The sequence below is a fragment of the Reyranella sp. genome (assembly GCF_965227665.1).
Taxonomy (GTDB): domain Bacteria; phylum Pseudomonadota; class Alphaproteobacteria; order Reyranellales; family Reyranellaceae; genus Reyranella.
In genome coordinates, this window is sequence record NZ_OZ245767.1 from 3,134,929 (window position 1) to 3,158,904 (window position 23,976).

Annotated in this window: 23 protein-coding genes and 1 pseudogene; 12 read left to right on the top strand and 12 right to left on the bottom strand. The window is 66.5% G+C overall.

Annotation, left to right across the window (positions count from 1 at the left end; all coding sequences use genetic code 11):
• Window positions 1-46: 46 nt before the first annotated feature.
• From ACO07I_RS15090 to ubiE, 7 genes are read right to left on the bottom strand one after another with little or no spacing between them, the layout of a single operon-like run.
• Entirely contained in the window at window positions 47-481 is a 435-nt protein-coding gene (locus ACO07I_RS15090) for a carboxymuconolactone decarboxylase family protein (protein ID WP_296333097.1), read from the bottom strand.
• A 36-nt stretch (window positions 482-517) separates the two neighbouring features.
• Complete coding sequence (locus tag ACO07I_RS15095; RefSeq protein WP_422008976.1) at window positions 518-979, bottom strand: RrF2 family transcriptional regulator; 462 nt, start codon at window positions 977-979, stop codon at window positions 518-520.
• A 19-nt stretch (window positions 980-998) separates the two neighbouring features.
• A complete protein-coding gene (gene dut, locus ACO07I_RS15100) occupies window positions 999-1,481 on the bottom strand; it encodes a dUTP diphosphatase (RefSeq protein ID WP_422008978.1) in 483 nt (160 codons plus the stop codon).
• Between the two features lie 54 nt (window positions 1,482-1,535).
• Window positions 1,536-2,762, bottom strand: a complete 1,227-nt coding sequence (coaBC, locus tag ACO07I_RS15105) for a bifunctional phosphopantothenoylcysteine decarboxylase/phosphopantothenate--cysteine ligase CoaBC (RefSeq protein ID WP_422008980.1) — start codon at window positions 2,760-2,762, stop codon at window positions 1,536-1,538.
• Between the two features lie 13 nt (window positions 2,763-2,775).
• On the bottom strand, window positions 2,776-3,516 hold the full coding sequence (locus ACO07I_RS15110; protein WP_422008982.1) for a sulfite exporter TauE/SafE family protein: 741 nt from the start codon (window positions 3,514-3,516) through the stop codon (window positions 2,776-2,778).
• Window positions 3,517-3,520: 4 nt separating this feature from the next.
• On the bottom strand, window positions 3,521-5,047 hold the full coding sequence (ubiB, locus tag ACO07I_RS15115) for a 2-polyprenylphenol 6-hydroxylase (protein ID WP_422008984.1): 1,527 nt from the start codon (window positions 5,045-5,047) through the stop codon (window positions 3,521-3,523).
• On the bottom strand, window positions 5,048-5,845 hold the full coding sequence (ubiE, locus tag ACO07I_RS15120; protein WP_422008986.1) for a bifunctional demethylmenaquinone methyltransferase/2-methoxy-6-polyprenyl-1,4-benzoquinol methylase UbiE: 798 nt from the start codon (window positions 5,843-5,845) through the stop codon (window positions 5,048-5,050).
• Between the two features lie 25 nt (window positions 5,846-5,870).
• On the opposite strand from ubiE, the gene ACO07I_RS15125 reads away from it, so the two are divergent.
• The 6 genes from ACO07I_RS15125 (at window position 5,871) to ACO07I_RS15150 (ending at window position 12,493) form a co-directional block, all read left to right on the top strand.
• Window positions 5,871-6,605 (top strand): SDR family oxidoreductase, encoded by a 735-nt coding sequence (locus ACO07I_RS15125; RefSeq protein WP_422008988.1) that lies wholly within the window; start codon window positions 5,871-5,873, stop codon window positions 6,603-6,605.
• Window positions 6,606-6,950: 345 nt separating this feature from the next.
• The gene (locus ACO07I_RS15130; protein ID WP_422008990.1) at window positions 6,951-7,889 is read left to right on the top strand and encodes an ABC transporter permease; all 939 of its coding nucleotides are present in this window, start codon (window positions 6,951-6,953) and stop codon (window positions 7,887-7,889) included.
• Window positions 7,886-8,776 (top strand): ABC transporter permease, encoded by an 891-nt coding sequence (locus tag ACO07I_RS15135; protein ID WP_422008992.1) that lies wholly within the window; start codon window positions 7,886-7,888, stop codon window positions 8,774-8,776. Before ACO07I_RS15130 ends, ACO07I_RS15135 begins: the two co-directional genes overlap by 4 nt.
• 65 nt (window positions 8,777-8,841) lie before the next feature.
• The gene (locus ACO07I_RS15140) at window positions 8,842-10,413 is read left to right on the top strand and encodes an ABC transporter substrate-binding protein (protein ID WP_422008993.1); all 1,572 of its coding nucleotides are present in this window, start codon (window positions 8,842-8,844) and stop codon (window positions 10,411-10,413) included.
• Window positions 10,413-11,399, top strand: coding sequence for an ABC transporter ATP-binding protein (locus ACO07I_RS15145; protein WP_422008995.1), 987 nt, complete (start codon window positions 10,413-10,415; stop codon window positions 11,397-11,399). The genes ACO07I_RS15140 and ACO07I_RS15145 overlap by 1 nt, the downstream gene beginning before the upstream one ends.
• The gene (locus tag ACO07I_RS15150) at window positions 11,396-12,493 is read left to right on the top strand and encodes an ABC transporter ATP-binding protein (RefSeq protein WP_422008997.1); all 1,098 of its coding nucleotides are present in this window, start codon (window positions 11,396-11,398) and stop codon (window positions 12,491-12,493) included. Before ACO07I_RS15145 ends, ACO07I_RS15150 begins: the two co-directional genes overlap by 4 nt.
• Before the next feature lie 39 nt (window positions 12,494-12,532).
• Here ACO07I_RS15150 and ACO07I_RS15155 read toward each other — a convergent pair whose 3' ends face one another.
• Entirely contained in the window at window positions 12,533-13,372 is an 840-nt protein-coding gene (locus ACO07I_RS15155) for an AraC family transcriptional regulator (protein ID WP_422008998.1), read from the bottom strand.
• Between the two features lie 148 nt (window positions 13,373-13,520).
• On the opposite strand from ACO07I_RS15155, the gene ACO07I_RS15160 reads away from it, so the two are divergent.
• Both ACO07I_RS15160 and ACO07I_RS15165 read left to right on the top strand, forming a co-directional pair.
• On the top strand, window positions 13,521-14,216 hold the full coding sequence (locus ACO07I_RS15160) for an O-methyltransferase (RefSeq protein WP_422009000.1): 696 nt from the start codon (window positions 13,521-13,523) through the stop codon (window positions 14,214-14,216).
• A gap of 77 nt (window positions 14,217-14,293) precedes the next feature.
• On the top strand, window positions 14,294-14,962 hold the full coding sequence (locus ACO07I_RS15165) for a siderophore-interacting protein (protein ID WP_422009002.1): 669 nt from the start codon (window positions 14,294-14,296) through the stop codon (window positions 14,960-14,962).
• A gap of 37 nt (window positions 14,963-14,999) precedes the next feature.
• On the opposite strand, the gene ACO07I_RS15170 is transcribed toward ACO07I_RS15165, so the two are convergent.
• The gene (locus ACO07I_RS15170) at window positions 15,000-16,559 is read right to left on the bottom strand and encodes a PLP-dependent aminotransferase family protein (protein ID WP_422009004.1); all 1,560 of its coding nucleotides are present in this window, start codon (window positions 16,557-16,559) and stop codon (window positions 15,000-15,002) included.
• A 93-nt stretch (window positions 16,560-16,652) separates the two neighbouring features.
• On the opposite strand from ACO07I_RS15170, the gene ACO07I_RS15175 reads away from it, so the two are divergent.
• A complete protein-coding gene (locus tag ACO07I_RS15175; RefSeq protein ID WP_422009006.1) occupies window positions 16,653-17,390 on the top strand; it encodes a pyridoxamine 5'-phosphate oxidase family protein in 738 nt (245 codons plus the stop codon).
• Here ACO07I_RS15175 and ACO07I_RS15180 read toward each other — a convergent pair.
• Entirely contained in the window at window positions 17,363-18,325 is a 963-nt protein-coding gene (locus ACO07I_RS15180; RefSeq protein WP_422009008.1) for a LysR substrate-binding domain-containing protein, read from the bottom strand. The genes ACO07I_RS15175 and ACO07I_RS15180 overlap by 28 nt on opposite strands.
• 83 nt (window positions 18,326-18,408) lie before the next feature.
• Between ACO07I_RS15180 and ACO07I_RS15185 the strand changes: the two genes are divergently transcribed.
• On the top strand, window positions 18,409-19,740 hold the full coding sequence (locus tag ACO07I_RS15185) for an MFS transporter (protein WP_422009010.1): 1,332 nt from the start codon (window positions 18,409-18,411) through the stop codon (window positions 19,738-19,740).
• Here ACO07I_RS15185 and ACO07I_RS15190 read toward each other — a convergent pair.
• A complete protein-coding gene (locus tag ACO07I_RS15190) occupies window positions 19,727-20,704 on the bottom strand; it encodes a Bug family tripartite tricarboxylate transporter substrate binding protein (protein ID WP_422009012.1) in 978 nt (325 codons plus the stop codon). The two genes, ACO07I_RS15185 and ACO07I_RS15190, sit on opposite strands and share 14 nt — an antisense overlap.
• Window positions 20,705-20,878: 174 nt before the next feature.
• Here ACO07I_RS15190 and ACO07I_RS15195 point away from each other — a divergent pair.
• Both ACO07I_RS15195 and ACO07I_RS15200 read left to right on the top strand, forming a co-directional pair.
• A pseudogene (locus tag ACO07I_RS15195) lies at window positions 20,879-21,142 on the top strand (type II toxin-antitoxin system ParD family antitoxin); the annotation flags it as partial.
• A gap of 617 nt (window positions 21,143-21,759) precedes the next feature.
• Window positions 21,760-22,314, top strand: coding sequence for a hypothetical protein (locus ACO07I_RS15200; protein ID WP_422009014.1), 555 nt, complete (start codon window positions 21,760-21,762; stop codon window positions 22,312-22,314).
• 691 nt (window positions 22,315-23,005) lie between these two features.
• Here the strand turns inward: ACO07I_RS15200 and ACO07I_RS15205 are convergent.
• Entirely contained in the window at window positions 23,006-23,968 is a 963-nt protein-coding gene (locus tag ACO07I_RS15205) for a ribonucleotide-diphosphate reductase subunit beta (protein WP_422009016.1), read from the bottom strand.
• Window positions 23,969-23,976: the final 8 nt, after the last annotated feature.

Sequence of the window (23,976 nt, forward strand, 5' to 3'; positions counted from 1 at the left end):
TGTCATCCCGAGGCCGCAGGCCGAGGGACCTTTGGCCGTTGAGGGTTCAGATGCCGCGATCCTTGAAGACGTCGCGGGCGGTCTTGAAGGCGTCGAGGCTGGCGGGAATGCCGCAATAGATCGCGACCTGGAGGAAGATCTCCTTGATCTCGTCCTTGGTGAGCCCGTTGTTCAGCGCGCCGTTGATGTGCAGCTTGAGCTCGGGACCGCGATTGAGCGCCGCCAGCATGGCGAGGTTCAGCATCGAGCGGTTCTTCTTCGAGAGGCCCGGCCGTGTCCAGGCATAGCCCCAGCAGTATTCGGTGGTGATGTCCTGGAAGGCCATCATGAATTCGTCGTCGGCCGCGCCGGCCAGCGAATTGTCGACATAGGCCGCGCCGAGCACGGCCTTCCGCATCTTCATGCCCTCGTCGTAGAGCTTCTTGTTGCGCGGCGCGGGCTTGGCTTTCTTCGCCTTCGCGACAGCGGTTTTCTTGGCCATGTCTTGCTCCTCCGGATAAAACCGGGGAGCTGTATATCAGATCGTCGCGTGGCCTGCGTGGGGTTGCGCCGAGGTGCCGTTGAGCCCCTTGGAGCGCGCCTGCTCGCAGAGATCCTCGATCGTCACGTTGTCGAGCTGCGCCATCATTTCCTCGCGCAGCTTCTCCCACAGCGGCCATACGACCTCGTGGGCGAGCGGCGAGCCGATCGAGGGATCGCTGGGCTCGGTCTCGACCTCGAGGTTGCGCACCACCCGCACGACCTCGCCCAGGGTGATGCTGGCTTTGTCCCGCCCCAGCCGGTAGCCACCCCGCGGCCCGCGCTTGCCCGACAGGATGCCGGCGCGCACCAGATGCTGCAGCACCTGTTCGAGATAGCGTTTGGGGATTCGCTGGCGCTCGGTGATGTCACCGCTGCGCACCGGGTGATCGCCGACATGGAACGCCACGTCGAGAACCGCCTCGATCGCGAACATCGTTTTCTTGCTGAGGCGAGGCATCCCGTTCTCTCGTCCCTCTTCAGGCCCTCTTGATCGAGCCGGCCGTTACTCCCGTCGAACCGAAGCCGCCCGCGCCACGTGCCGTTTCGTCGAGGGCCGAGACCTCTCGCCAAGCGGCACGGGCATGACGCGCAATGATAATCTGTGCAATTCGCATGCCGCGCTCGATGCGGAATGGCTCCTTGCCGAGGTTGATCAGGATGACGCCGACCTCGCCGCGATAGTCGGCATCGATGGTGCCGGGGGCGTTGGCGACCGTGACGCCGTGCTTGGCGGCCAGGCCGGAGCGCGGCCGGACCTGGGCCTCGAACCCCACCGGAAGGGCAATGGAGAGGCCGGTCGGCACGATCCGGCGCTCGAGCGGCCCCAGTTCGATCGGCTCCCCGATGGCCGCCAGCAGGTCGGCCCCGGCGGCGGCGGCCGTCGCATAGTCCGGAAGCGGCAGGTCATGGCCGTGCGGCAGCCGCACGATCTCGATTTCGACGCTCTCGACGCCCTTCATCGGCTCCCCATCATTCAAAAAGTTCGCCGGCCCGCTCGAAATCGGGCCCGGCAATCACTCGGCCGCCCGGGCCTTGCCAGCCTGCGCGAGATGCAGCGCGATCCGGCCGGCCAGGCGGCGGGCGACATCGCCCTTGCCGAGCGGCGGCCAGTCCTCGGTGCCCGCTTCGGTGATCAGATGCACGGTGTTGCGCTCGCCCCCGAACGTGCCCGTCGCCGGCGACACGTCGTTGGCGACGATCCAGTCGCAGCCCTTGCGGGCGCGCTTTTCGACGGCATTGGTCACAACGTTCTCGGTCTCGGCCGCGAAGCCGACGACCAGGGCCGGCCGCCGCGGGCCGGGCCGCGAGAGCGTCGCCAGAATGTCGGGGTTGGGCGCCAATTCGAGCGCGGGCGGCGGCGCGCCTGCCTGTTTCTTGATCTTGCCGGTGGCGGGTTTGGCGGCCTTCCAGTCGGCGACGGCGGCGGCGCAGACGGCGATGTCGAGCAGGCCCGCATCGAGACAGGCCGCGAGCATCTGGTCGGCCGATTCGATAGGCACGACCTTCACGCCCGGCGGATCCGGCACCACGACCGGGCCGCTCACCAGGGTCACGTGGGCCCCGAGTTCGGCCAGAGCGGCCGCGATGGCATGGCCCTGCTTGCCCGAGGAATGATTGGAGATGAATCGCACCGGATCGAGCGCCTCGCGAGTCGGGCCCGACGTGACCAGGGCGCGCCGGCCGGCGAGCGGCCGGTCGCGCACCAGCATCGCCTCGATGGCGGCGACGATCTCGGCCGGCTCCGACATGCGGCCGGGGCCGTGTTCGTTGCAGGCCATGACGCCGTCGTTGGGACCCACGAAGGTGACGCCGCGCTTCCCCAATGTTTCGACGTTGGCGACGGTGGCGGCATGCGTCCACATGCGCACGTTCATCGCCGGCGCGGCGAGCACCGGTTTGTCCGTGGCGAGCAGCACGGTGGCGGCCAGATCGTTGGCCAGACCGCCCGCCATGCGCGCCAGCAGATCGGCGGTCGCCGGCGCCACGACCAGCAGGTCGGCGTCGCGCGAGAGCTGGATGTGGCCCATCTCGCTCTCGTCGGTCAGCGAGAACATGTCGCCGTAGACGCGGTCTTCCGAGAGGGCCTGCAGGGTGAGCGGTGTCACGAACTTCGTGGCGGCTTCCGTCAGCACGCAACGCACCGAGGCGCCCCGCCCGCGCAGGAGGCGGATCAGCTCCGCCGACTTGAAGGCCGCGATGCCGCCCGCGACGATCAGCAGGATACGCTTGCCGTGCAACATGGCGTTCAGCCTATCACAAGAGCCGGGTGGCGACAGTATAGAGGCCGGTCAGCAGCAGGGCCCAGAAGACGGCCAGGCGGAACTGCTCGACCGAGAGCCGCGACCGGATCTGCTGGCCGAGCCACATGCCGCCGATCGCCGGAACCACGGCCGCGGCCGAGACGATGGCGCGCGGCCCGTCGAGCACGCCGAAGAAGAGGAGCGATGCGGTCAGGGTCAGGGACGTGGCGCACAGCACGACGCCCAGGGTCTGCACGAGTTCGACCGGCTTGATGTCGAGCCCCTGCAGGTAAGGCATCAGCGGGATGATCGGCACGCCGACGAGGCCGGCCACGAAGCCCGACACGACGCCGATGACGGGCGCCAGCGGCTTCTCGAGATCGGCGTGGATCGTCAGTCGGATGCGCAGCAGGCCGAGCGTGCTGTAGACGATCAGCACCGTGCCCAGCACCACGAAGGCCCAGCCGGGACCTTTCTGGCCGATCTGCCAGACCGTGAGATAGAGCACCACCGTGAGCGGCAGCATCAGCGGCCACTGGCGGCGGACGATGTGCCAGAAATGGCCACCGACCGACGCCTGCCAGACGTTGGTGATGATCGTCGGCAGGGCAATCAGCGCCACCGCTTCAGACAGCGGCAGGAAAAGCGACATCAGCGCGATCGAAATGGCCGGCAGGCCGAGGCCCACCAAGCCCTTGACGGTGCCCGCGAGCAGGAAGATCGCAAGGCCGACGACGATCTGGTCGGTGGTCACGGGATCAGTGCCACCAGGCGGCGATGGCGGCCACCAGGGCCAGGATGGCGACCGTCTCGGCAAAGCCGGGGCGCCACAGGCGGCCAGCCGCCGGCGGCTGCAGCACATCGCGTTCGGCCTTGCGGCGCTCGTGCTCGGCCACGAGATGCAGGCTGTCGATCAGGCGCGGCAGGCGGCGCAGTCCCTGGGCGAGATCGTCGACCGCGCGGCCGACGGTGGCCCGGGGCCCGAAATGCGTGACCATCCAGTCCTCGATCAGCGGCCGCGCCAGCTCCCAGATATTGACGTGCGGATTGAGCTTGGTGCCCATGCCCTCGGCCATCAGCATGGTCTTCTGCAGCAGCAGCAGCTGCGGCTGGACCGTCATCTCGAACTGCTCGGTGACGCGCAGCATCTGCGCCAGCAGGCGGGCGATCGAGATCTGGTGACTGGGCTTGCCGAAGATCGGCTCGCCGATCGAGCGGCAGGCCTGCGCAAAGGTTTCGAGCGACTGGTCGGGCGGCACGTAGCCGGCGCGGAACTGCACCTCGGCGACGGCGCGGTAGTCGCGCCGCAGGAAGGCGACCAGCAGCTCGGCGAGATAGCCGCGCGTATCCGGATCGACCCGCCCCATGATGCCGAAATCGACAGGAACGATGGTGCCCTGGCGATCGACGAAGGCGTTGCCGCCATGCATGTCGGCATGGAAGAAGCCGTCGCGGAACACCTGATAGAAGAAGGCCTCGGCGCACTTCCGCATGATCTCGTGCGGATCGTGGCCGGCGGCGATGATGGCGTCGCGATCGCCGATCGGGATGCCGTCGACCCGCTCCTGCGTCATCACGCGCTCGGCGGTGCGATCCCAGTCGATCTTCGGCGCCCGGTAGTTCGGATCGTCGGCGAAATTCTCGCCCAGCTCCTCGGCGGCGGCCGCTTCCATGCGCAGGTCCATCTCGACCCGCACGACATCGGCGAAGGCGCGCACCGATTCCACCGGCTTCAGCCGGCGGAAGCGCGGCTGCGTGCGCTCGACCAGCTCGGCCACCCAGTAGAAGAGATCGAGGTCCCGTTCGAAGGCCTTGGCGATACCGGGCCGCAGCACCTTCACCGCGACGTCGCGGCCGTCGGCGGTGACGGCGAAATGCACCTGGGCGATCGACGCCGCCGCCACCGGCACGTCGTCGAAGGCCGAGAAGATGGTGCCGAGCGGCTGCCCGAGCTCGCTCTCGATGATGCGGCGCGCCTCCGCGCCGGGAAACGCCGGAATATGGTCCTGCAGCCGCGCGAGATCGGCAGCCACTTCCTCGCTCAGCAGATCGGCGCGGGTCGACAGGGCCTGACCGAGCTTGATGAAGGACGGGCCCATGTCCTGCAGCGCGGCGGCCAGTCGCTCGCCCGGCCGGCGCGGATCCTGGCGTGGCGCGAAGAGACGCGCCCAGGCGATCAGCGCCGGCGCGATGCCCAGCGATTCGAGCGGAAACAGCGCGTCATGGCGAGCGAAGCTCACCGCCATACGCAACAGGCGCCAGGCATTGCGGAGTGCGCGGAACATCTAGATGCGCCAGCCCTGATGCAGCGCCACGACGCCCAGCGACATGTCGCGCCAGGAGACGTTGTCGAACCCGGCGGCCCGCATGCGCGCCGCCAGCTCGCGCTGCGGCGGGAAACGGCGGATGCTCTCGTGGAGATAGCGATAGGACTCGGCGTCCCGGGCAATGACCCTGCCGAAGAACGGCAGCGCGCGCTCCGAATAGGCGTCGTAGACGCGACCGACCGGCGCCGAGGTCACCTTGCTGAATTCCAGGCAGTAGAAGCGACCGCCGGGCTTCAGCACGCGATAGGCGTCGCGCAGGGCCTGGTCGATGTCGGTGACGTTCCGCAGGCCGAAGGCGATCGTGTAAGCGTCGAACGAGCGATCGGGAAACGGCAGGTGCTCGGCATCGCCGGTCGCCCAGGTAAGACCCTGGAGCAGCCCGCGATCGACAGCGCGGTCGCGCCCGACCTCGAGCATCGCGGGATTGATGTCGCACACGGTGACGTCGGGCCGCTCGCCCTGTCGACGCAGCAGGCGGAAGGCGATGTCGCCGGTGCCGCCCGCAACATCCAGGAGCTTCTCGCCCGGCCGCGGGTTCACCACGTCGACCATGGCGTTCTTCCAGAGCCGGTGCACGCCGCCCGACATCAGGTCGTTCATCAGGTCGTAGCGCGGCGCCACGCTGGCGAAGACCTCGCGCACCAGGCCGGCCTTTTCGGCAGCCGGCACGTCGCGGAATCCGAAGGACGCACGCCCCTCCGGGGCCTGTCCCTCGGGGCGGGCTGCGCTAGGATCGTCGGGAAGGGCTTGGTCCATGGGGCCGCAACCTAGAGGAATCGCCATGCTGCTGAAAGACCGGGTCATCCTGATCACCAACGTCGAGAAATTCGCAGGGCACGGCACCACACGGGTCGCCCTCGCCCAGGGCGCCACCGTGCTGGCGCACGATCCGTCGTTCGAGGCCCCGAGCGCCCGGCGCAAGTACGAGGCGGAATTCCCGGGCGCCCATGCCCTCTCGGCGACCGAGCCGGCGACGATGGTCGAGCTCGCCCTGAAGCGCCACGGCCATATCGACGCGCTGGTCAACAACGACGCCTATCCGGCTTTGCGCGCGCCGCTCGGCGAGGCACGGATCGAGGATTTCCGGGATGCGCTGGAAGTCATGGCCGTGGCGCCGTTCCGGCTGACCCAGCTCGTCGCGCCGTCGATGCGCAAGCGCAAGTCGGGCCGCATCGTGTTCGTCTCCTCGGCCGCGCCGCTGCGCGGCATCGCCAACTATGCGCCCTATGTCTCGGCACGCGCGGCAGGCAACGGTCTCGTCTCGTCGCTCGCCAAGGAACTCGGGCGCGACGGCATCACGGTGAATGCGGTCGGTTCGAACTATGTCGAGAACCCGGACTACTTCCCGCCGGCACTGCTCGCCAACAGCGCGGCGATGGCCAAGATGACGGCGCAGATTCCGCTCGGTCGTCTCGGTAAGTCGGACGAGCTGGGCGCGACGATCTGCTTCCTCTGTTCCGACGGTGCCGGCTTCATCACGGGACATGTCCTGCCGCACGCCGGCGGCTGGGCGTAGCAGGCCTGGTCGCGCCGGAGCTGGACGATTTAAAGGACGCGATGAAGCATTGGAGCGCGCAACTTCAGTTGCGCTCAAGATTCGTCAGTGGGGCATGACATGAGCGCAACTGGAGTTGCGCGCTCCATTGAGGCCGCTTGGCCGACCCCACCTGAAGTCATCGAGCGTCCCGTCTGTCTTCAACGCCGGCGGCTGGGCGTGACATCGCGAAAAATCGCATGCACAATCTCTGTATAACGAACGCCGCGCAGGTCTGACCGAAGCAGCGGCTGCCAGGGAGAAGCGTCGAGACACGTCGGGAAACCGGCGCGCTTCCTCTTGGCCGAAACGGTCCGAGGACGGCGCATGGGAAGACAGATCGTCCACCGCCTGCTGGTCTCGTTCCCCGCCCTGCTCGGGGTTCTCTTCCTGTGTTTCTGTCTGCTGCAGGTGGTGCCCGCCGATCCGGCGATGATCATCGCCGGGCCCGATGCCAAGGCCGAGACGACCGCGGCGATCCGTGACGAGCTTGGCCTCGATCGCCCCATCCCCATCCAGTTCGCCGACTATATCGGCCGCGTGCTGCAGGGCGACCTCGGCCGCTCCATCATCTCCAACAAGATGGTGAGCGAGGAACTGGCGCTCACCATCGGGCCGACGGTCGAGCTGATGCTGGGCGGCATGGTGATCGCCATCCCCCTTGGCCTGGCGCTGGGCACGCTCGCGGCCGTGCGGCGCGGCACCCTGCTCGACCGCGCGATCATGGCCGTCTCCGTGGCCGGCGTGTCGATGCCGGTCTTCTTCATCGGCCTGGTGCTGATCCAGTACATGGGCTTCCAGTGGGGCCTGTTCCCCTTCACCGGCCGCACCGGGCCGATCTGGGACGGCGGCCTGCCCAGTCTGGTGCTGCCGGCGCTCACCTTGGGCAGCGTGCTGATCGGGCCGATCGCGCGGCTGACGCGCACCGCCGTGCTCGAAGTGCTGGGCGCCGACTATGTCCGCACCGCCCGCGCCAAGGGCCTGCGCGAGACGGTGGTGATCATCCACCACGCGCTACGCAACGCGATGATTCCGGTCGTCACGCTGATCGGGCTGCAGGCCGCCTTCCTGCTGGGCGGCGCCGTCGTCACCGAGACGATGTTCTCGTGGCCGGGCGTCGGGCGGCTCGCAGTCGGCGCCATCGTGTCGAGCGATTTCCCGACGGCGCAAGGCGCGATCATGATCCTCGCCATCGCTTTCCTCTCGATCAACCTGATCGTCGACGTCCTCTACGTCTACCTCGATCCCAGGATGCAGCGGTCATGAGCGTCGACGCCCTCAACGCCCCCACACCGGCGGCCGCCGAAGAAAACGGCCTCTTCGCGCGCTCCGGCGTGCTGCGCCGGCTGGCCCGGGACAGGGTGGCCCTCGTGGCCGCACTGCTGCTGGCCACGATCGGTCTCGCCGCGCTCTTCGCGCCGTTGGTCGCGCCCTACGATCCCTATCTCACCGATCTCACCAAGGTGATGCAGCCGCCCAGTGCCGAGCACTGGTTCGGCACCGACAATACCGGCCGCGACATCCTCAGCCGGGTCATCTACGGCTCGCGCAACACGCTGATGCTGGGTCTGGTCGGCGTCGTCATCGGCGGCTTCCTGGGCGGCTTCCTCGGCATCCTGGCGGCTTACTATCGCCGTCTCGACGGCTGGATCATGCGGCTGGTCGACGTGATGCTGGCCTTTCCGGCGATCCTGATCGGCCTCGCGGTGGCGGCGATCTTCGGCGCCGGCCTCACCGCCGTGGTGATCGCGCTCGTGGTGGCGACGGTGCCCGACGTCGCCCGCGTGGCGCGCGGCGCGGCGATCGGCATCATGAGCCAGGAGTTCATGGAAGCCGGCCGCGCCGTCGGCGTCTCCGATCGCACGCTGATCTGGCGCTATCTCACGCTCAACTGCATCTCGACCATTTTCGTGTTCCTGACCTTGCGCTTCGGCCAGATCATCCTGATCGGCTCGGCGCTGGGCTTCCTCGGCATGGGCGCCCAGCCACCCACCGCCGAGCTCGGCATGATGGCCGCGCAAGGCCGCGACTTCCTGTTCATGGCGCCGCACATCGCGACGATCCCCAGCTTCATGATCTTCGTGATCGTGCTGGCCGCCAATCTTCTGGGCGACGCACTCCGCGACGTCCTCGATCCGAGACTGCAGAGCTGATCCTGCACACTCCTTCAACAAGGGTCCCGACGTGACGCACTGAACAACAACAAGGCGAGGAAGCGATGCGTAAGTTCCTGACGGGCGTAACGGCGTTGCTTGGCGTAATGGGCCTCTCCCCGGTGGCGGAGGCGCAGACCTTGCGGATGATGAAGGCGCTCGATGCGCCGCATTACGACGGCCAGCGCACGACCTGGTCGCCGACCTCCGACATCGTGAACATGTTCCAGGACACGCTGGTGGCGATGGACTGGGACGGCAAGACGGCCATCCCCTATCTCGCCAAATCGTGGACGATCAGCCCGGACGGCAAGCTCTATACGTTCAAGCTGCGCGACGATGTGAGCTTCTGCAGCGGCAAGAAGTTCACCGCCGAGGACGTCATCTACTCCTTCAAGCGGCTGAAGAGCCCCGAACTGAAGGCGCCGCTGGCCTGGCGCGCCGGCAACATCAAGGAGCTGCGCGCGCCCGACCCCTACACGGTCGAATACGAGCTGAACGAACCGTTCGCCGACCTGCTGCTGCAACTCACCATGTTCACGACGGCGATCCACAACAAGGAGAGCGTCGAGGCGCTGGGCAAGGACTACGGCGTCAAGGCGATCGACGGCACCGGCCCGTGGTGCTTCGAAAGCTGGCAGCCGCGCACCGAGATCGTGCTGAAGCGGCACGACGCCTACAAATGGGGCCCGTCGATGTACACCAACAAGGGACCGGTGAAATTCGAGAAGCTCAGCATCAAGATCGTGCCTGAGGACTCGAGCCGCGTCGCCGCGATGATGGGCGGACAGTTCGATATCACGCACCAGATCCCGCTGCAGTTCATCCAACAGGTCAAGGCATCGCCCAACCTCAACGTCCAGGAGGCCAAGCCCAACTTCCAGCTCATGTACTACGGCTACAAGACCACGCGTCCCATGGTGGCCGACAAGCGCGTGCGCGAGGCGATGAACATCGCCATCAACCGCGCCGACATCGTCAAGGGCATCATGCTGGGCAACGCCGAGCCCGCCTACACCTTCATCGATCCCAAGGCGCTCGACTTCGCCGACTCGACCAAGGGCCTCATCAAGGAGGATGTCGAACGGGCCAAGAAGCTGCTCGACGAGGCCGGCTGGAAGGTGGGCAGCGACGGCATCCGCGAGAAGGACGGCGTCAAGCTGGCGCCCAGGGTCCTGTTCACCCAGGTCGCCTACTTCCCGCGCGTCTCCGAGGCGATCCAGGGATACATGCGCAAGATCGGCGTCGACTGGAAGATCGTCGGCTACGATTCGACGATCGCCCCGGCCGAGATGGGCAAGCAGGACTTCGAGCTGTGGACGGTGACCTTCCCCTACATCTCGTCGGGCGACCTGCTGAACTTCTACTTCGATTCCAAGAACATGCCGGCGCCCAACCGCATGAACTGGAACGACGCCAAGACCGACGAGTACCTGAAGATGGGCCGCGCCTCGATCACCGAAGCCGACCGCGCCAAGTACTATGCGCTGGCCCAGCAGAGAGTGACGGAGGAGCATCTCTGGATGCCGGTCATGAACATCGCGATGTACACGACCAGCCTCAAGAAGCTGAAGGGCGTGCGGCCGCACATGCTCTACCAGAACACCTTCTACAAGGGCCTGGACTACTCCTACTGATGGAAAAGCTCCTCGAGGTCCGCGGTCTCCGCACCCACTTCCACACCGACCGCGGCCTGTTCCGCGCGGTCGACGGCATCGACTTCTCCGTCGGGCGCGGCCGCACCGTCGGCCTGGTCGGCGAATCCGGCTGCGGCAAGAGCGTCACCTCGCTCTCCGTGATGGGCCTGGTGGCGAGCCCGCCCGGCCAGGTCGAGGCCGATGCCATCCTGTTCGAGGGCCGCGACGTGCTCGGCCTCTCAGCCGACGAGCGCCGGCGCCTGCGCGGCGGCAAGATGTCGATGATCTTCCAGGAGCCGATGACCTCGCTCAATCCGGTCCACACGATCGGCCAGCAGATCGTCGAGGCGATCCTGGCACACACGCAACTGTCGCCGCAGGCCGCCAAGGCCCGCGCCATCGAGATGCTCGAGCTGGTGCGAATCCCCTCGGCCAAGCAACGGGTCGACGAGTATCCGCATCTCCTGTCCGGCGGCATGCGCCAGAGGGTCATGATCGCCATGGCACTCTCGTGCGAGCCCGCCCTGCTGATCGCCGACGAGCCGACGACGGCGCTCGACGTCACGATCCAGGCGCAGATCCTCGACCTGCTGCAGGACCTGCAGCGGCGGCTCGGCATGGCGATGCTGATCATCACCCACGATCTCGGCGTCATCGCCGAAATCGCCGACGAGGTGGTGGTGATGTATGCCGGCAAGATCGTCGAGAGCGCGCCGGTCGACGCGCTGTTCGCCGATCCGCAGCATCCCTACACGATCGGCCTCTTGGGCTCGATCCCGCGCATCGAGGTCGACCGCGAGCGCCTGTCGACCATCGAGGGCTCGGTCCCCAGCCCCAACAACCAGCCCAAGGGCTGCCGCTTCGCGCCGCGCTGCCCCTTCGCCGACCCGCGCTGCCACCTCGAGCCGCCGCCGCTGCGCGACCTCGGCCCGGAGCATCGCGTGGCCTGCTGGAAGGCGCCGGTCGAACTGGCGAGGGCCGCATGAGCATCGCAACGGCAACGCCCGTCCTCCAGGTCGACGGGCTGGTGAAGCACTTCCCGGTGAGTCGCGGCCTGATCCGCCGCAAGGTGATCGGCATGGTGCGCGCCGTCGAAGGCGTGAGCTTCGAGATCGCGCGCGGCGAGACGCTGGCGCTGGTGGGCGAATCGGGCTGCGGCAAGTCGACGACCGGCCGCCTCGTGCTGCGCCTGATGGATCCGACCGCGGGCTCGGTGCGATTCAAGGGCGAGGAGATCGCGACTCTCGACAAGCACGCGCTGCGCCGCCTGCGCCGCCACATGCAGATCATCTTCCAGGACCCCTATGCGTCGCTCAATCCGCGCATGACGGTGGGCGAGATCCTGGCCGAGCCGATGGCGGTGCACGACCTGCACACCGAGGCCGAGCGCGCGACGCGGGTCAAGGACCTGCTCGACGTGGTCGGCCTGCTGCCCGAGCACGCACGGCGCTACCCGCACCAGTTCTCCGGCGGCCAGCGCCAGCGCATCGGCATCGCCCGCGCGCTGGCGGTCAATCCCGACCTCATCGTCTGCGACGAACCGGTCTCGGCGCTCGACGTGTCGATCCAGGCGCAGATCGTGAACCTGCTGCAGAACCTGCAGCAGCGCTTCGGCCTTTCCTATCTCTTCATCGCCCACGACCTCGCGGTGGTGAAGCACATCAGCGACCGCGTCGCGGTCATGTATCTCGGCCAGCTGGTCGAGATCGCCACCAAGCGCGACCTCTACGACCGGCCGCTGCACCCCTATACGCAGGCGCTGCTGTCGGCGATCCCGCGACCCGATCCCAGCGTGCGCAAGGAGCGCGTCCTGCTGGCCGGCGACGTGCCCAGCCCCTTCGCCCCGCCGCCGGGCTGCCGCTTCCACACGCGCTGCATCCACGCCCAGCCGCGCTGCCGGCAGGAGCAGCCAGAACTGCGCGACGCCGGCAACGGCCATCGCGTGGCCTGCCATTTCTACGAGACGCTGCCGATACCCGAGGCCGCCTCGACGGCAACCACCTCGCTCGGCAAGCTCCCCGAACGCCTCGCAGCCTTCGAGGCGGCAAAGGCCGCGCGGAGCGATCCGGCGGGCGCCTGAACGGTCCCCTTCCCGCACGCCTGCCGGATTTCCGGACTCCTATCTCTCGGCGGCCGCTGTCCGCTCCGGCCCGTTCGCTGAACGGCCGGGCCGTCGCTCTGCCATGTAGCGCCCCGGCGATGTCCCGAGTGCCTTGCGAAACATGGTCACAAAGCTCGGCACGCTCTCGTAGCCCAGATCGGCAGCGGCCTGTTGGATCGACGCGCCGCCCGCCAACCACTTCACGGCAAGCATGACGCCGAGCTGCTGCCGCCAGCGCCCGAAGCTCATGCCCGTTTCCCGCCTGATCATGCGCGCCAGGGTCCGCTCGCTGAGACCCGCCTGTTTCGCCCAGACCTCCAGCGTTCCCCGCTCCGCCGGCGATGCCATCATGAGATCGACGATCCTGCGCAGGCGGGCGTCGGTCGGCATCGGCAGATGAAGATCCTCGACCTGCGCCGTTGCGATCTCGTCGAGAAGGACCGCCACCAGGCGCGAATTCGCACCGCCTTCGTCATAGAGGGCGGGCAAGCGCGCGGAGCGGATCAAAAGCTCGCGCAGAAGCGGCGTCACCGACACGGCGCAGCAAGTCTCCGGCAGACTTCCGCTGACGGCCGAATGGACGAAGGCCGCGAAGCCTTCGAGCGCGCCCGTCGCGGTAATCGCATGGAGCGCCCCCCCGGGTATCCACACGGCGCTGCCGGGCGGCACGATCCATAGCCCACCTTGGACCTCGCAGCTCAGGGCGCCGCGCTGAACGAACAGCACCTGTCCCTTCATGTGCCGGTGCAGGTCCAGTTCGATCCTGCCGACCTCGGCCATCGCGGCGCCAAAGGTCACGATCGGACGGGGCACTTCGTCGGGATCGATCCACTCCGAGGGGTCGCGAAGAATGGGCATGGCTCTGCTGTCTGACAAAGGGCGGGGTTGGCCAGATTGAATAATAATCTGTCTGTACTTCGGAATGACGCCAATACCGGCTTCCTCTATCCGATCGAGACCAACCCGTCGACGCCTTCCCGGCGTCCACCATCGGAAAGGAATCCTCGTGAATTCACTGAGCTACGGATCTCTCGCCCAGGTCCTGGACAAGCTTCACCAGGGAGCCGAAGCGGCGGACCTGGACTACACGACCGAAATCATGATCGAGATCGAGGCCGCCGGTGGCGCCCTGGAGCAGGTGATCGCGGAAAAGCTCGCCGAGGAGCGGGCGGACTATCGGAAGATCTATCGCGATCGTGCCGACAATTATCTTGCCGTCTCGCCGGCCTATGGCCGCTTCCTGTATGCGATCGCGCGCGCCTGCAAGGCGACCCGGATCGTCGAGTTCGGCACATCGATGGGGATTTCGACGATCTATCTCGCCGCCGCGCTCCGCGACAATGGCGGCGGCCGCCTCATCGGCACCGAGCTCGAGCATGCCAAGGTGGCACGCGCGAGCGCCAACCTCGACGCCGCTGGCCTCGCCGGTCTGGTGGAGATCAGAGAAGGCGACGCGCTCGAGACGCTCCGCGATGTCGACGGCAACGTGGACCTGTTGCTGATCGACGGTGCATTCGCGCTCTACCTCCCGGTGCTGAAGCTGGTCGAGCATCGGCTGAGACCTGGGGCCGTGGTCCTCGGGGAAAACGCCTTCGACCCGGGATATCTGGACTATGTCCGCAATCCCGCGAACGGGTACCTTTCGCAGCCGCTCCCCGTCGACGAGGGTCGCGGCAACGAATTCACCGTGAGGATCGCGTGATGCTTGCGACAGGAGCGCAAGACCGCGCGACCACCAAGGGACCTGGCCGGCTGAGCAGAACCTTGGTGCGCTTGTTCATGAGACACGTAACCGTCGCGGCGGTGGAGACAATTGCCGATGGCTTCCGGCTGATCACGCTGGAAGGCCCGGCCCTGGCGGGCATCGCATGGACGCCCGGACAGAAGATACAGATCGCGATGGGCTCGGCCTTCGTCGCACGAACCTACACGCCGATCGAATGGGACCCGGTTGCCGGGCGCACCCGGATCCTCGGCTACGCGCATGGCGAGGGACCGGGAAGCGCCTGGATTCGCAGCCTCGCGCGCGGAGACGAGTGCGACATCTTCGGCCCGCGCCACTCGTTGGATCTCAGCGCCGCCGCGGGTCCGCTTGCCCTCCTCGGCGATGAAACCTCGATCGGCCTGGCACGCGCGCTCCTGTCCCACCATCGGACGGGGGCCGTCGCGTGGCGCTTCGAGGTCGACGATGTCGACGCCAGCCGCCGGGTCATGGAACACCTCGGCCTCGACGAGGCCGCGCTGTTCGCCAGGACCGAGGATGGTGCGCACATCGAGCGGATCGAAGCGGCGCTCCCGGCACTTCACGCCGCCGGCGCGACCTTCGTGCTGACCGGGAAGGCCTCCACCATTCAGCAGCTCCGACTGGCGCTGAAGCGCCGGGCCGTGCCCGCCACGCGCATCGTCGCCAAGGCCTATTGGGCCCCCGGCAAGGCCGGCCTCGACTGAACGAGTACATCCGGCTCGAAGGCACGTCGGGAGAGCGTCAGGCGGGGCGCTTCCTGCGCCTGGAACCGCCGGCCTCGCTCAGCACCACGTCGCGCAGCGTCACCAGCGCGCGATCGATCTCCGCTTCGGGCGTTCCCGCGTAGCCCAGGATGAGGCCGTGCTGCCGCGCGCGGCCGGCGTAGCAGACCGAGAGCGGCTGGACGGTCAGGCCCTTGGCCGCCGCCGCCGCGGTCACCGCAACATCGTCGAAGCGCCGCGCGATCTGCGGGGTGGGACGGGCGATCACGTGCATGCCGCCGGGATCGGGGGCCACGGTCAGCAGCCCGTCGAGATGGCGCGCGGCGGCCTGCAGCAGCACTTCACGGCGGCCGGCATAGAGCTGCCGCGTGCGGCGCAGATGGGTGGCGAAATGGCCCTCGGCGATGAATCGCGCCAGCGCGCCCTGGCCCAGCAGCGGCGCCCGCACCGAGACGCGATCCATGATCCGCTCCGTGGCCTCGACCAACGAGGCCGGCAGCACGAGGAAGCTCAGCCGCAGCGCCGGGAAGAGCAGCTTGGAGAAGCTGCTGAAATAGGCGACGCGGCCGGCGCGATCGAGCGCGCGCAGCGGCGCCAGCGGACGGCCGCTGTAGCGATACTCGCCGTCGAAATCGTCCTCGGCGATCCAGCCCTTGGCGCGTTCGGCCCAGCTCAACAGTTCGAGCCGGCGCTGAAGGCTGAGCACGGTGCCGAGCGGAAAATGATGCGCCGGCGCCACGACCGCCAGGCTCGCGTCCGGCGCCAGCGCCCGAGCCATCTCCGGCGAGAAACCCGCTTCGTCGATGGCGACCGGCACGGCTTCGACGCCCGAACCCGCCAGCGCCTCGCGCACGCCGACGAAGCCCGGCTCCTCGATCCACGCCGTATCGCCGGCATCGAGAACGACCTGGGCGAAGAGCGAGAGGCCGTGGCGGATGCCCGTCGTGACGACGACGGATCCGGGATCGCAGGTGAAGCCGCGCGCCACCCCGAGGTAGGTGGCGATCGCCTGACGCAGTCCGCCATGGCCGAACGGATGCACGGCGCTGGCCGCCTCGCTGCCGGGCCGGCGCCATTCCCGTTCCAGCAGCTTGGCCCAAAGCGCGAAGGGGAAGGCCTCGCGGTCGGGCTGGCCGGTCGGGAAAGCCAGCGGCGGGCCGGCGGGAACGGGCGGCGCCGTCTCGGCCAGCAGCGCCCGCGTGCGGCGCGCGACGGCGGGTTTGGCGACCGCACTGCCCGGCGGCGGCGTGCCGGTCCGGGGCACGGTCAGCATCTCGTCGGGCAGGTCGGCCGCGACAGACATGGCCGAACCGGCCTGACTCACGACATAGCCCTCGGCGACGAGCTGGTCGAAGGCCAGCACGACCGTGCCGCGCGCGCAGTCGAGATCCTCGGCCATCAGCCGCGACGAGGGCAGCCGCGAGCCGGGTTCGAGCCGGCCCTCGAGGATGGCGCGCCGCATCTGTTCCCCGATCTGCCGGTGCAGCGGCTCGGGCGACGAGGGATCGAGCGCGAGGCCGAGCGGTGGGACGCGGCGACTGCGGGCACTCGAGCGGCGTTTTGAAACTGGTCCAGTCACTTTCCGCCAAACCGGCTCTTTCGTCTGATCCGTATCGCGCCGATGGTCCTGCCGCAAGCAACCCCCTTTTTCCGGTGCGCCAAAGGTCAAGCCATGAGCCCTCCCGATTCAGTCACCCCGCCCGACAGCTATCCCGTCACCAACGTGAACAAGGTGAAGCGCGTCCACGAGCGCGGCCGCTACGACAAGGAAACGATTCACGCGATCCTGGATGCGGCCCTGGTCTGCCACATCGCCTACGTGATCGACGGCCGGCCCTACTGCACGCCGACCTCGTTCTGGCGCGAGGGCAGCCACCTCTATTGGCATGGCTCGTCGGCGAGCCGCATGATCCGCAGCCAGAAGGAAGGCGTCGACGTCTGCCTCACCGTCACGCATCTCGACTCGCTGGTGATGGCGCGTTCGGGCTTCCACCATTCGGTGAACTATCGCGCCGTCATGGCCTTCGGGAAGGCGCATGTGATCGACGACCCGGAAGAGAAGCTGAAGCTGATGGACCGCTTCATCGACCGCATCTATCCCGGCCGCTCCAGGCTCATTCGTCAGCCGAACAAGCAGGAGTTCAAGGCGACGACCATGATCGGCATGGAGATCGAGACGGCCTCGGGCAAGATTCGCGACAAGCACGTCGCGGACGAGGAGGAAGACTACGAGGGCGTCCCCGCCTGGTCGGCGCTCTATCCGGTCACCCAGGTGATCGGCGAACCGTCCGACTGCGCACGCCAGCTCCCGGGCCTTAAGCGGCCCGACGAGATGGCCGACTTCGTTCCCGGTGCGCGCCTCGACGAGGTGATGACCAAGACCTACAAGCGGACCTTCGGCGAAGGCTGACCGTCACGGCGGCGGCCGGTCGTTCTTTCGGCCTCTCCGACCGCCCATTTCACGAACCGACTTACGCGCTCGTCGCCCGTCAGGGCGGCGGGCCAGCGCACGATGTGGGCCTTGCTCGACGGCATGTCCCAGGACGAGGGCAGGACGCGGACCAGCCTTCCGTCCTTCAGCGCATCGTGCACCAGCAGCGAGCGCGCCATGACGACGCCCGCGCCCTGCAATGCCGCCGAAATCGCCGTGTGGATGTTGCCGAAACGCAGCGCGGCCGCCGGCGGCTTGCCCGCGATTCCCAGCCGCTCGAACCAGACCGGCCATGACCATTCCGCGCCCTGGCCGCGGCCGGGTTTCCCCTTGTGCAGCAGCGGCAGCGTCGCCAGCGCCTGCGGATCGCGCAGCGTTCTGCCACCCGGTAGCAATGCGGGCACGCACACCGGAAAGACCTGCTCCTGGAACAGCAGGCGCTGCGTCGAGGACGAACGCGCCGTCGCCGCAGGCTGCCACAGAATGTGGACGTCGATGTCGGGCGCGCGCAGTTCGGCCTCGCTCTCGACGATGGTGAGCTCCACTTCCAGGCCGGCATTCGCGGCCGCAAAGGCCGGCAAGCGCCGCACCAGCCAGTAGTCGGCAAGCGCTGCGCCCACGCCGACGCGCAGGCCCGACGGCACGGCGACGGCGCGGCAACGGGCGCGGAGATCGGACAGGCCCTCCAGGAGATCCGCGAGGCCACTGGCCAGCGCCGTGCCCGCCGGCGTCGCGTGCAATCCGGTCGGCGAGCGATGGAGCAGCGGCGCGCCGACATAGGCTTCGAGCCGGCGCAGGCGATGGCTGACCGCGCTCTGGGTCATGCCGAGCTCCGCCGCCGCCAGGGTCATGCTGCGATGACGCAGCGCGGTGTCGAAGGCGACCAGGGCGTCGAAGGGCGGGAGAGAGCGCATTTTTCCCATCATGAAGCACATTCATGTCGAAGTGAATGCTTGGCGTTCGGATCTGCGCGCGCGAGGCGCCATCACGGGGCACCATGAAAAGCTTCCGCCGCACCCCTGCCCTCGCCCTCTCCTTCGCAGGCTTCCTCACCCAACTCGACGTCACCGCCGTCGTGGTTGCCCTGCCGACCATCGGCGACGATCTCGGCTTCGGCTTGGCGGCCTATGCCTGGACGATGGACGCCTACAGCCTGGCCTTCACCGCCACGCTGCTGGCCGCTGGCGCGCTGGCCGATCGCTACGGGCGGCGTCGCGCCCTGCTGGTCGGCAACCTGCTGTTCGCCGGGGCCTCGCTCGCCTGTGGGCTGGCCTGGGATGGTCCCTCTCTGTGGGCCGCGCGCGCGGCGCAGGGCTTCGGCGCGGCGTTCGTCATTACGGGCTCGATCGCCCTGACCGCCAGCGCCTATCCCGATCCGGCGGACCGCGCCCGGGCCTTCGGTCTGGCGGGCATCGTTTCCGGCGTGGCGATGGCGATCGGGCCGACCCTGGGCGGGGCCGTCGCCGCCTGGTTCGGCTGGCGCTGGATCTTCCTTGCCAACCTTCCCTGCTGCCTCCTGGCCGCGTGGATCGTGCCGCGACTGGTGGCGGAAGAGCGCGCCGAGGCCGCGCGCCCCCTCGATCCTGTGGGCATCGCCCTGCTCACCCTGGCGCTCGGCATCGCCATCGAGACGCTGCTGGCCGGCCGCACGCCGCTGCACCTCATGATCGGCACGACCGCGACTCTGTTCTGCGGTGTTGGGTTGGTCGTGCAGCAACGACGCCGGCCACAGCCGATCCTCGATCCCGCTCTGCTGACTCAGCCCGCGATGATCGCCGTCGCCGTGCTGCTGATCGCCGTGTCGATCGGCTACTGGGCCGTATTGGTCTACCTGCCGCTGTTTCTCACGACGGCCTTCGGCCTCTCGGCTGCGCAGGCGGGCATCGCCCTCCTTGCCGCGACCGTCCCGATGGTCGTCCTGCCCCCGCTCGCCGGCCGCCTGGCAATGCGCTGGGGATGGCGTGCCCTGTTCACCAGCGGGCTGGTGGTGATCGCCATCGGCGACCTCGCCTTGGCGCTGGAGCCGACCTGGACAATGGCGCTGCTCGGCATGGCAATCATCGCGACGGGCGCGGCGCTCGTGCAGTCGCAACTCTCGGGCGCGGTCGTGACCCTGGCGCCGCCCGCGCAGGCCGGCATGGCCTCGGCGCTCACCATCGTGATGCGCCAGGGCGGTTTTGCTCTCGGCATCGCGGCGCTGGGGGCCGCGCTGGCGCCAGAACAGGGCGCCAGCGCCTTCGCGGGGGTGTTCCTGCTCGCGACCGCCGCGTCCGCAATCGGCGCCGCGGCAGCGCTCCTGCTTCTGCGGGCCGGCGCTACTCGGCCTTGATGCCGGCGGCCTTGATCACCTTGGCCCACTTCTCCGTGGCATCCGCGAGGATCGCGCCGAACTCCGCCGGCGTGCCTCCGACCACGGTGCCACCCAACTCGACGATGCGCGTCCTGATCTTCTCGCTCGCGAGGCCGGCGTTCAGTTCCTTGTTCAACAGACTGATGATCTCGACCGGCGTACCTTTCGGGACGCCGATGCCGGCAAAGCCGCTCGCCTCGTAACCCGGCACGAAGTCCGCCACCGGCGGAACGTCCGGCAGCACGTCCAGGCGCGCCCTGGTCGTGACCGCCAGCGCGCGCAGCTTCCCGGCCTTGACCTGCTGGATGGACTCCGACAACGGCGCGAAGACGACCTGCACATGGCCCGAGATCAGATCGGCGACCGCCGGCGCGCCGCCCTTGTACGGAACGTGCACCAGGTTCACGCCGGTCATCATCTTGAAGAGTTCGCAGGCGATGTTCTGCGGCGTGCCCTGGCCCGCCGACCCGTAGTTGATCTTGCCGGGGTTGGCCTTGGCGTAGGCGATGAGCTCGGGAAGCGTGTTCGCGGGAACCGACGGGTTCACCACGACGAGGTAGGCGAGACGCGCGGCGCAGATGACCGGCGCGATGTCGCGCATGAAGTCGAAGCCGAGATTGGAATAGAGCGCGGCGTTGATTGCATGCGGCGTCACGACCTGCAGCAGCGTGTAGCCGTCGGGCGCGGCCTTGGCCACGGTCTCGGTGCCGATGTTGCCGCTGGCGCCCGGCTTGTTCTCGACGATGAACTGCTGGCCGAGGCGCTCGGTCAGCCATTCCGCCATCAGGCGCCCTTGGATGTCGGTCGCGCCGCCGGCGGGAAAGCCGACGACGATGCGGGCGGTCCGCGATGGATAGGCTTGCGCGCGCGCCATGCCAGGCACGAGCGGCAACGCGGCAGCACCCACGGCGAGATGCGCCAATGAACGACGACGGATTTCCATGACGGCTGCCTCCAGGGTTCATTACGACGCGCGCACGCAACGCAACTGGACGCTCAGCGGAGGAAACCTACATCGGTCTTACGGGATGATGGAAGGGAGCAACGCCCTCAATGAGTTGACGCTCCTGACAGCGTTTGGAAGGATGGTGTGACCAAGTCATACCAGTGTAAGAAGATGAGCAGAGTTTCGAAGCGTACGTTCAGTCTTCCGATCGAACAGGCGGCCTATATCGACTCGAAGGTCGAATCGGGCGCCTATGCCTCCAGCTCCGAAGTCATCCGGGCCGGTCTCCGCGCGCTGCAGGAGCGCGACGCCGCCGTCGAACGATGGCTGCGAGACGAAGTCGTGCCTGTCTATGACGCGATGAAAGAAAATCCCGAACGGAAGATTTCGGCCAAGTCGATTCTTTCCGAAGCGCGCATGCGCTATGGCGCGAAGCCCGTCGTTGAAGCGAGTACCATCACTTTCGCACTCGATGCTCGAGCCGATCTGATATGCAATTTGAACGGGCATTATATATTTTACGAAACAGCGTCGTGAGGATGGAGTCTGTTTCAAAGAAACTTAGCGTCGCAAGTGCAAATCGGTAAACCCCATAGGATTCTGGCGGGGACAGGTTGCGACCTGTCTTGTGGTAGCAGCCAGAGCACTTCAGGAACTTGTGCGCGCGCAACTCTTCCCGGAACTTGATGTCGTGATTTCTTGATAGATCGCGCCGTCACGCTTCGGCTCTGGCAAGATGACTTTCCCACCCAATTTGGCAACCATTCGCGCCCGGGACGAATGAACGGGACGCGGACCGCCGTTGATATGAAATGGCCGTCGCCAACCGATTCGTCGATGTAGAAAGTATCCAAGCCTTCCGGGCGAAGTGGTATTCGTAGTTAGGCCTTTTTGCCTTCTTCTTTGGCGGCTTCAATTTCGGACTCGACTCTGCGTGTGGAATCGCTGGCATAATCAACGCATCGCGTCGGGTGTCCTTCCTGCGCCTGGTGGCCTGGGACGGCAGGCAATCGTCGCGTCGGGGCTTCGTCGGTGGCATCAGAGGGGATTGCATGGACGAGGAGCGAAAGAAGCGGTTGCTCAAAACGGTGCCCTTGGATCCCTTGTTCCTGGGTCTCTATGGTGCATTTCACAGCGCATTCGGATCGCTTGATGTAACGATCGATATTGGGATCGGGAAACTATTAAAAATAGGGATCGAGGAAACGCACATTATCACAACGGCCATCGATTTTAGCCGCCGCGCCCAGATGCTTTCAGACCTTGTTGCGTTGCAAAATCACCCGCAGAAAGCCGCGATACTTAGCGCCATTAAGACGATCCAGAATGAGGCAAAGCGCAACGCCTTTGCTCACTCCTATCTAAGCGGCAATGAAGATACGGTCACATTCATCCACCGGCATCGAGAAAACACGCTGAAGCCTAAGCGACACACGTACAGCCGCGAGAGCTTCGCGGCCCATGTCGGTGTGTTCATGAAGGCGGCATCCGATCTTCAGGAGGCCTTGGGAATTTCAAATGATGACTTTTCAGCCTTTACCATAGCTGAAGAGAGCGACTCCCAAAGCTACACGACATCACCCAAGCCTCCGTCCGCTAAGGCGTGAGCATTGCTCGCGTGCCACTCCTTGTAGGCTGCCTCAAGCATAACAGTCTTCACCAGCAACGGCGTTTACGCCCCAGCCTTCTCCGGCCTGCCGTTGTGCCTATAGGAAGCGGAATGTCGACAAACAAAGCTAACGGCGCTTCGGGCGTCTTTTGACTTTGTCGAGTAGCTTGGCTCGCAACATGTCATCAATGCCACGTTGAATAAGATACCCAGCAGCATTTGTCGGCGTGTTGCCGTAGTTCCCAATCGCAACAAGCTGATTCAAGTACTCGAGCGTTTGAAGTGAAATGGTTGGTTGAACCTTCACTGTGTCATTGAGATTTTTTCCGCGCGCCATTGCGATACCTAAATATCGTCTATTTAGATGCTTGACGAATCGTAGCCTTATGCACAAGATGTTGTTGATGAACGGTGGATACGCGTCGAAATCTTGTGGTGATGATAAGCGTCTGCCCGAGTACAAAAAAGAAGGGCGGCTCTCGAAGTGAGAACCGCCCAGTTTAGACAGATAGAGCAACTAGTGGCTTAGTAGACTCTAGGGCCCGCAATTGCGGCCTACCAGTCTGCAACATCACTATCGGATGAACGGCGGCTAACCTTGGCGGGGGCCGCCGTTTCCACTTGCAGACGATCCCACCACTGGCGGGAATTTCACTACGCGAGTCGCTAACTCGTATGAGTTCCTTGTCCTAGCTGAACGCCTCGTCCCAGGTGCCGCGCGTCGACGCCTTGGAGTATTCGGTCGAGCGGTTCTCGAAGAAGTTGGTGTGCTCGATGGCGTTCATCATCTGGTCCATCCACGGCAGCGGGTTCTTGGCGTCCGCGCGATAGATGGGCTGCAGGCTGAGCTGGGTCAGGCGGCGGTCGGCGATGTAGCGGATGTAACGCTTCACGTCGGTCGCGGTCATGCCCTCGATGCCGCCCAGTTCGAAGGCGAGGTCGATGAAGGCGTCCTCGTGATCGACGATGGTCGAGCAGGCGACGTAGATCTCGCGCTGCAGCTCCTCGGTCCAGACTTCCGGGTTCTCCTGGATGAAGGTCCGGAACAGCTTGACGATCGAGTTGCAGTGCAGCGTCTCGTCGCGCACCGACCAGGTCACGATCTGGCCCATGCCCTTCATCTTGTTGAATCGCGGGAAGTTCATCAGCATGGCGAAGCTGGCGAACAGCTGCAGGCCCTCGGTGAAGGCGCCGAACACGGCGAGCGTCTTGGCGATGTCGGCCTTCGAGTCGACATTGAAGCCCTGCATGTAGTCGTACTTGTCCTTCATCTCCTTGACGGTGAGGAAGACGGAGTACTCGGTCTCGGGCATGCCGATCGTGTCGAGCAGATGGCTGTAGGCGGCGACGTGCACCGTCTCCATCGCCGAGAAGGCGGCCAGCATCATCTGAACTTCGGTCGGCTTGAAGACGCGGGAATAGTGCCGCATGTAGCAGTTGTTCACCTCGACGTCGGCCTGGGTGAAGAAGCGGAAGATCTGCGTCAACAGATGGCGCTCACTGTCGCTCAGCTTGTTGCGCCAGTCCTTCACGTCGTCGGCCAGCGGCACTTCCTCGGGCAGCCAGTGGATGCGCTGCTGCGTCAGCCAGGCGTCGTAGGCCCACGGATAGTGGAAAGGCTTGTAGATCGGCTTGGCGTCGAGAAGTGACATGGCGCGGG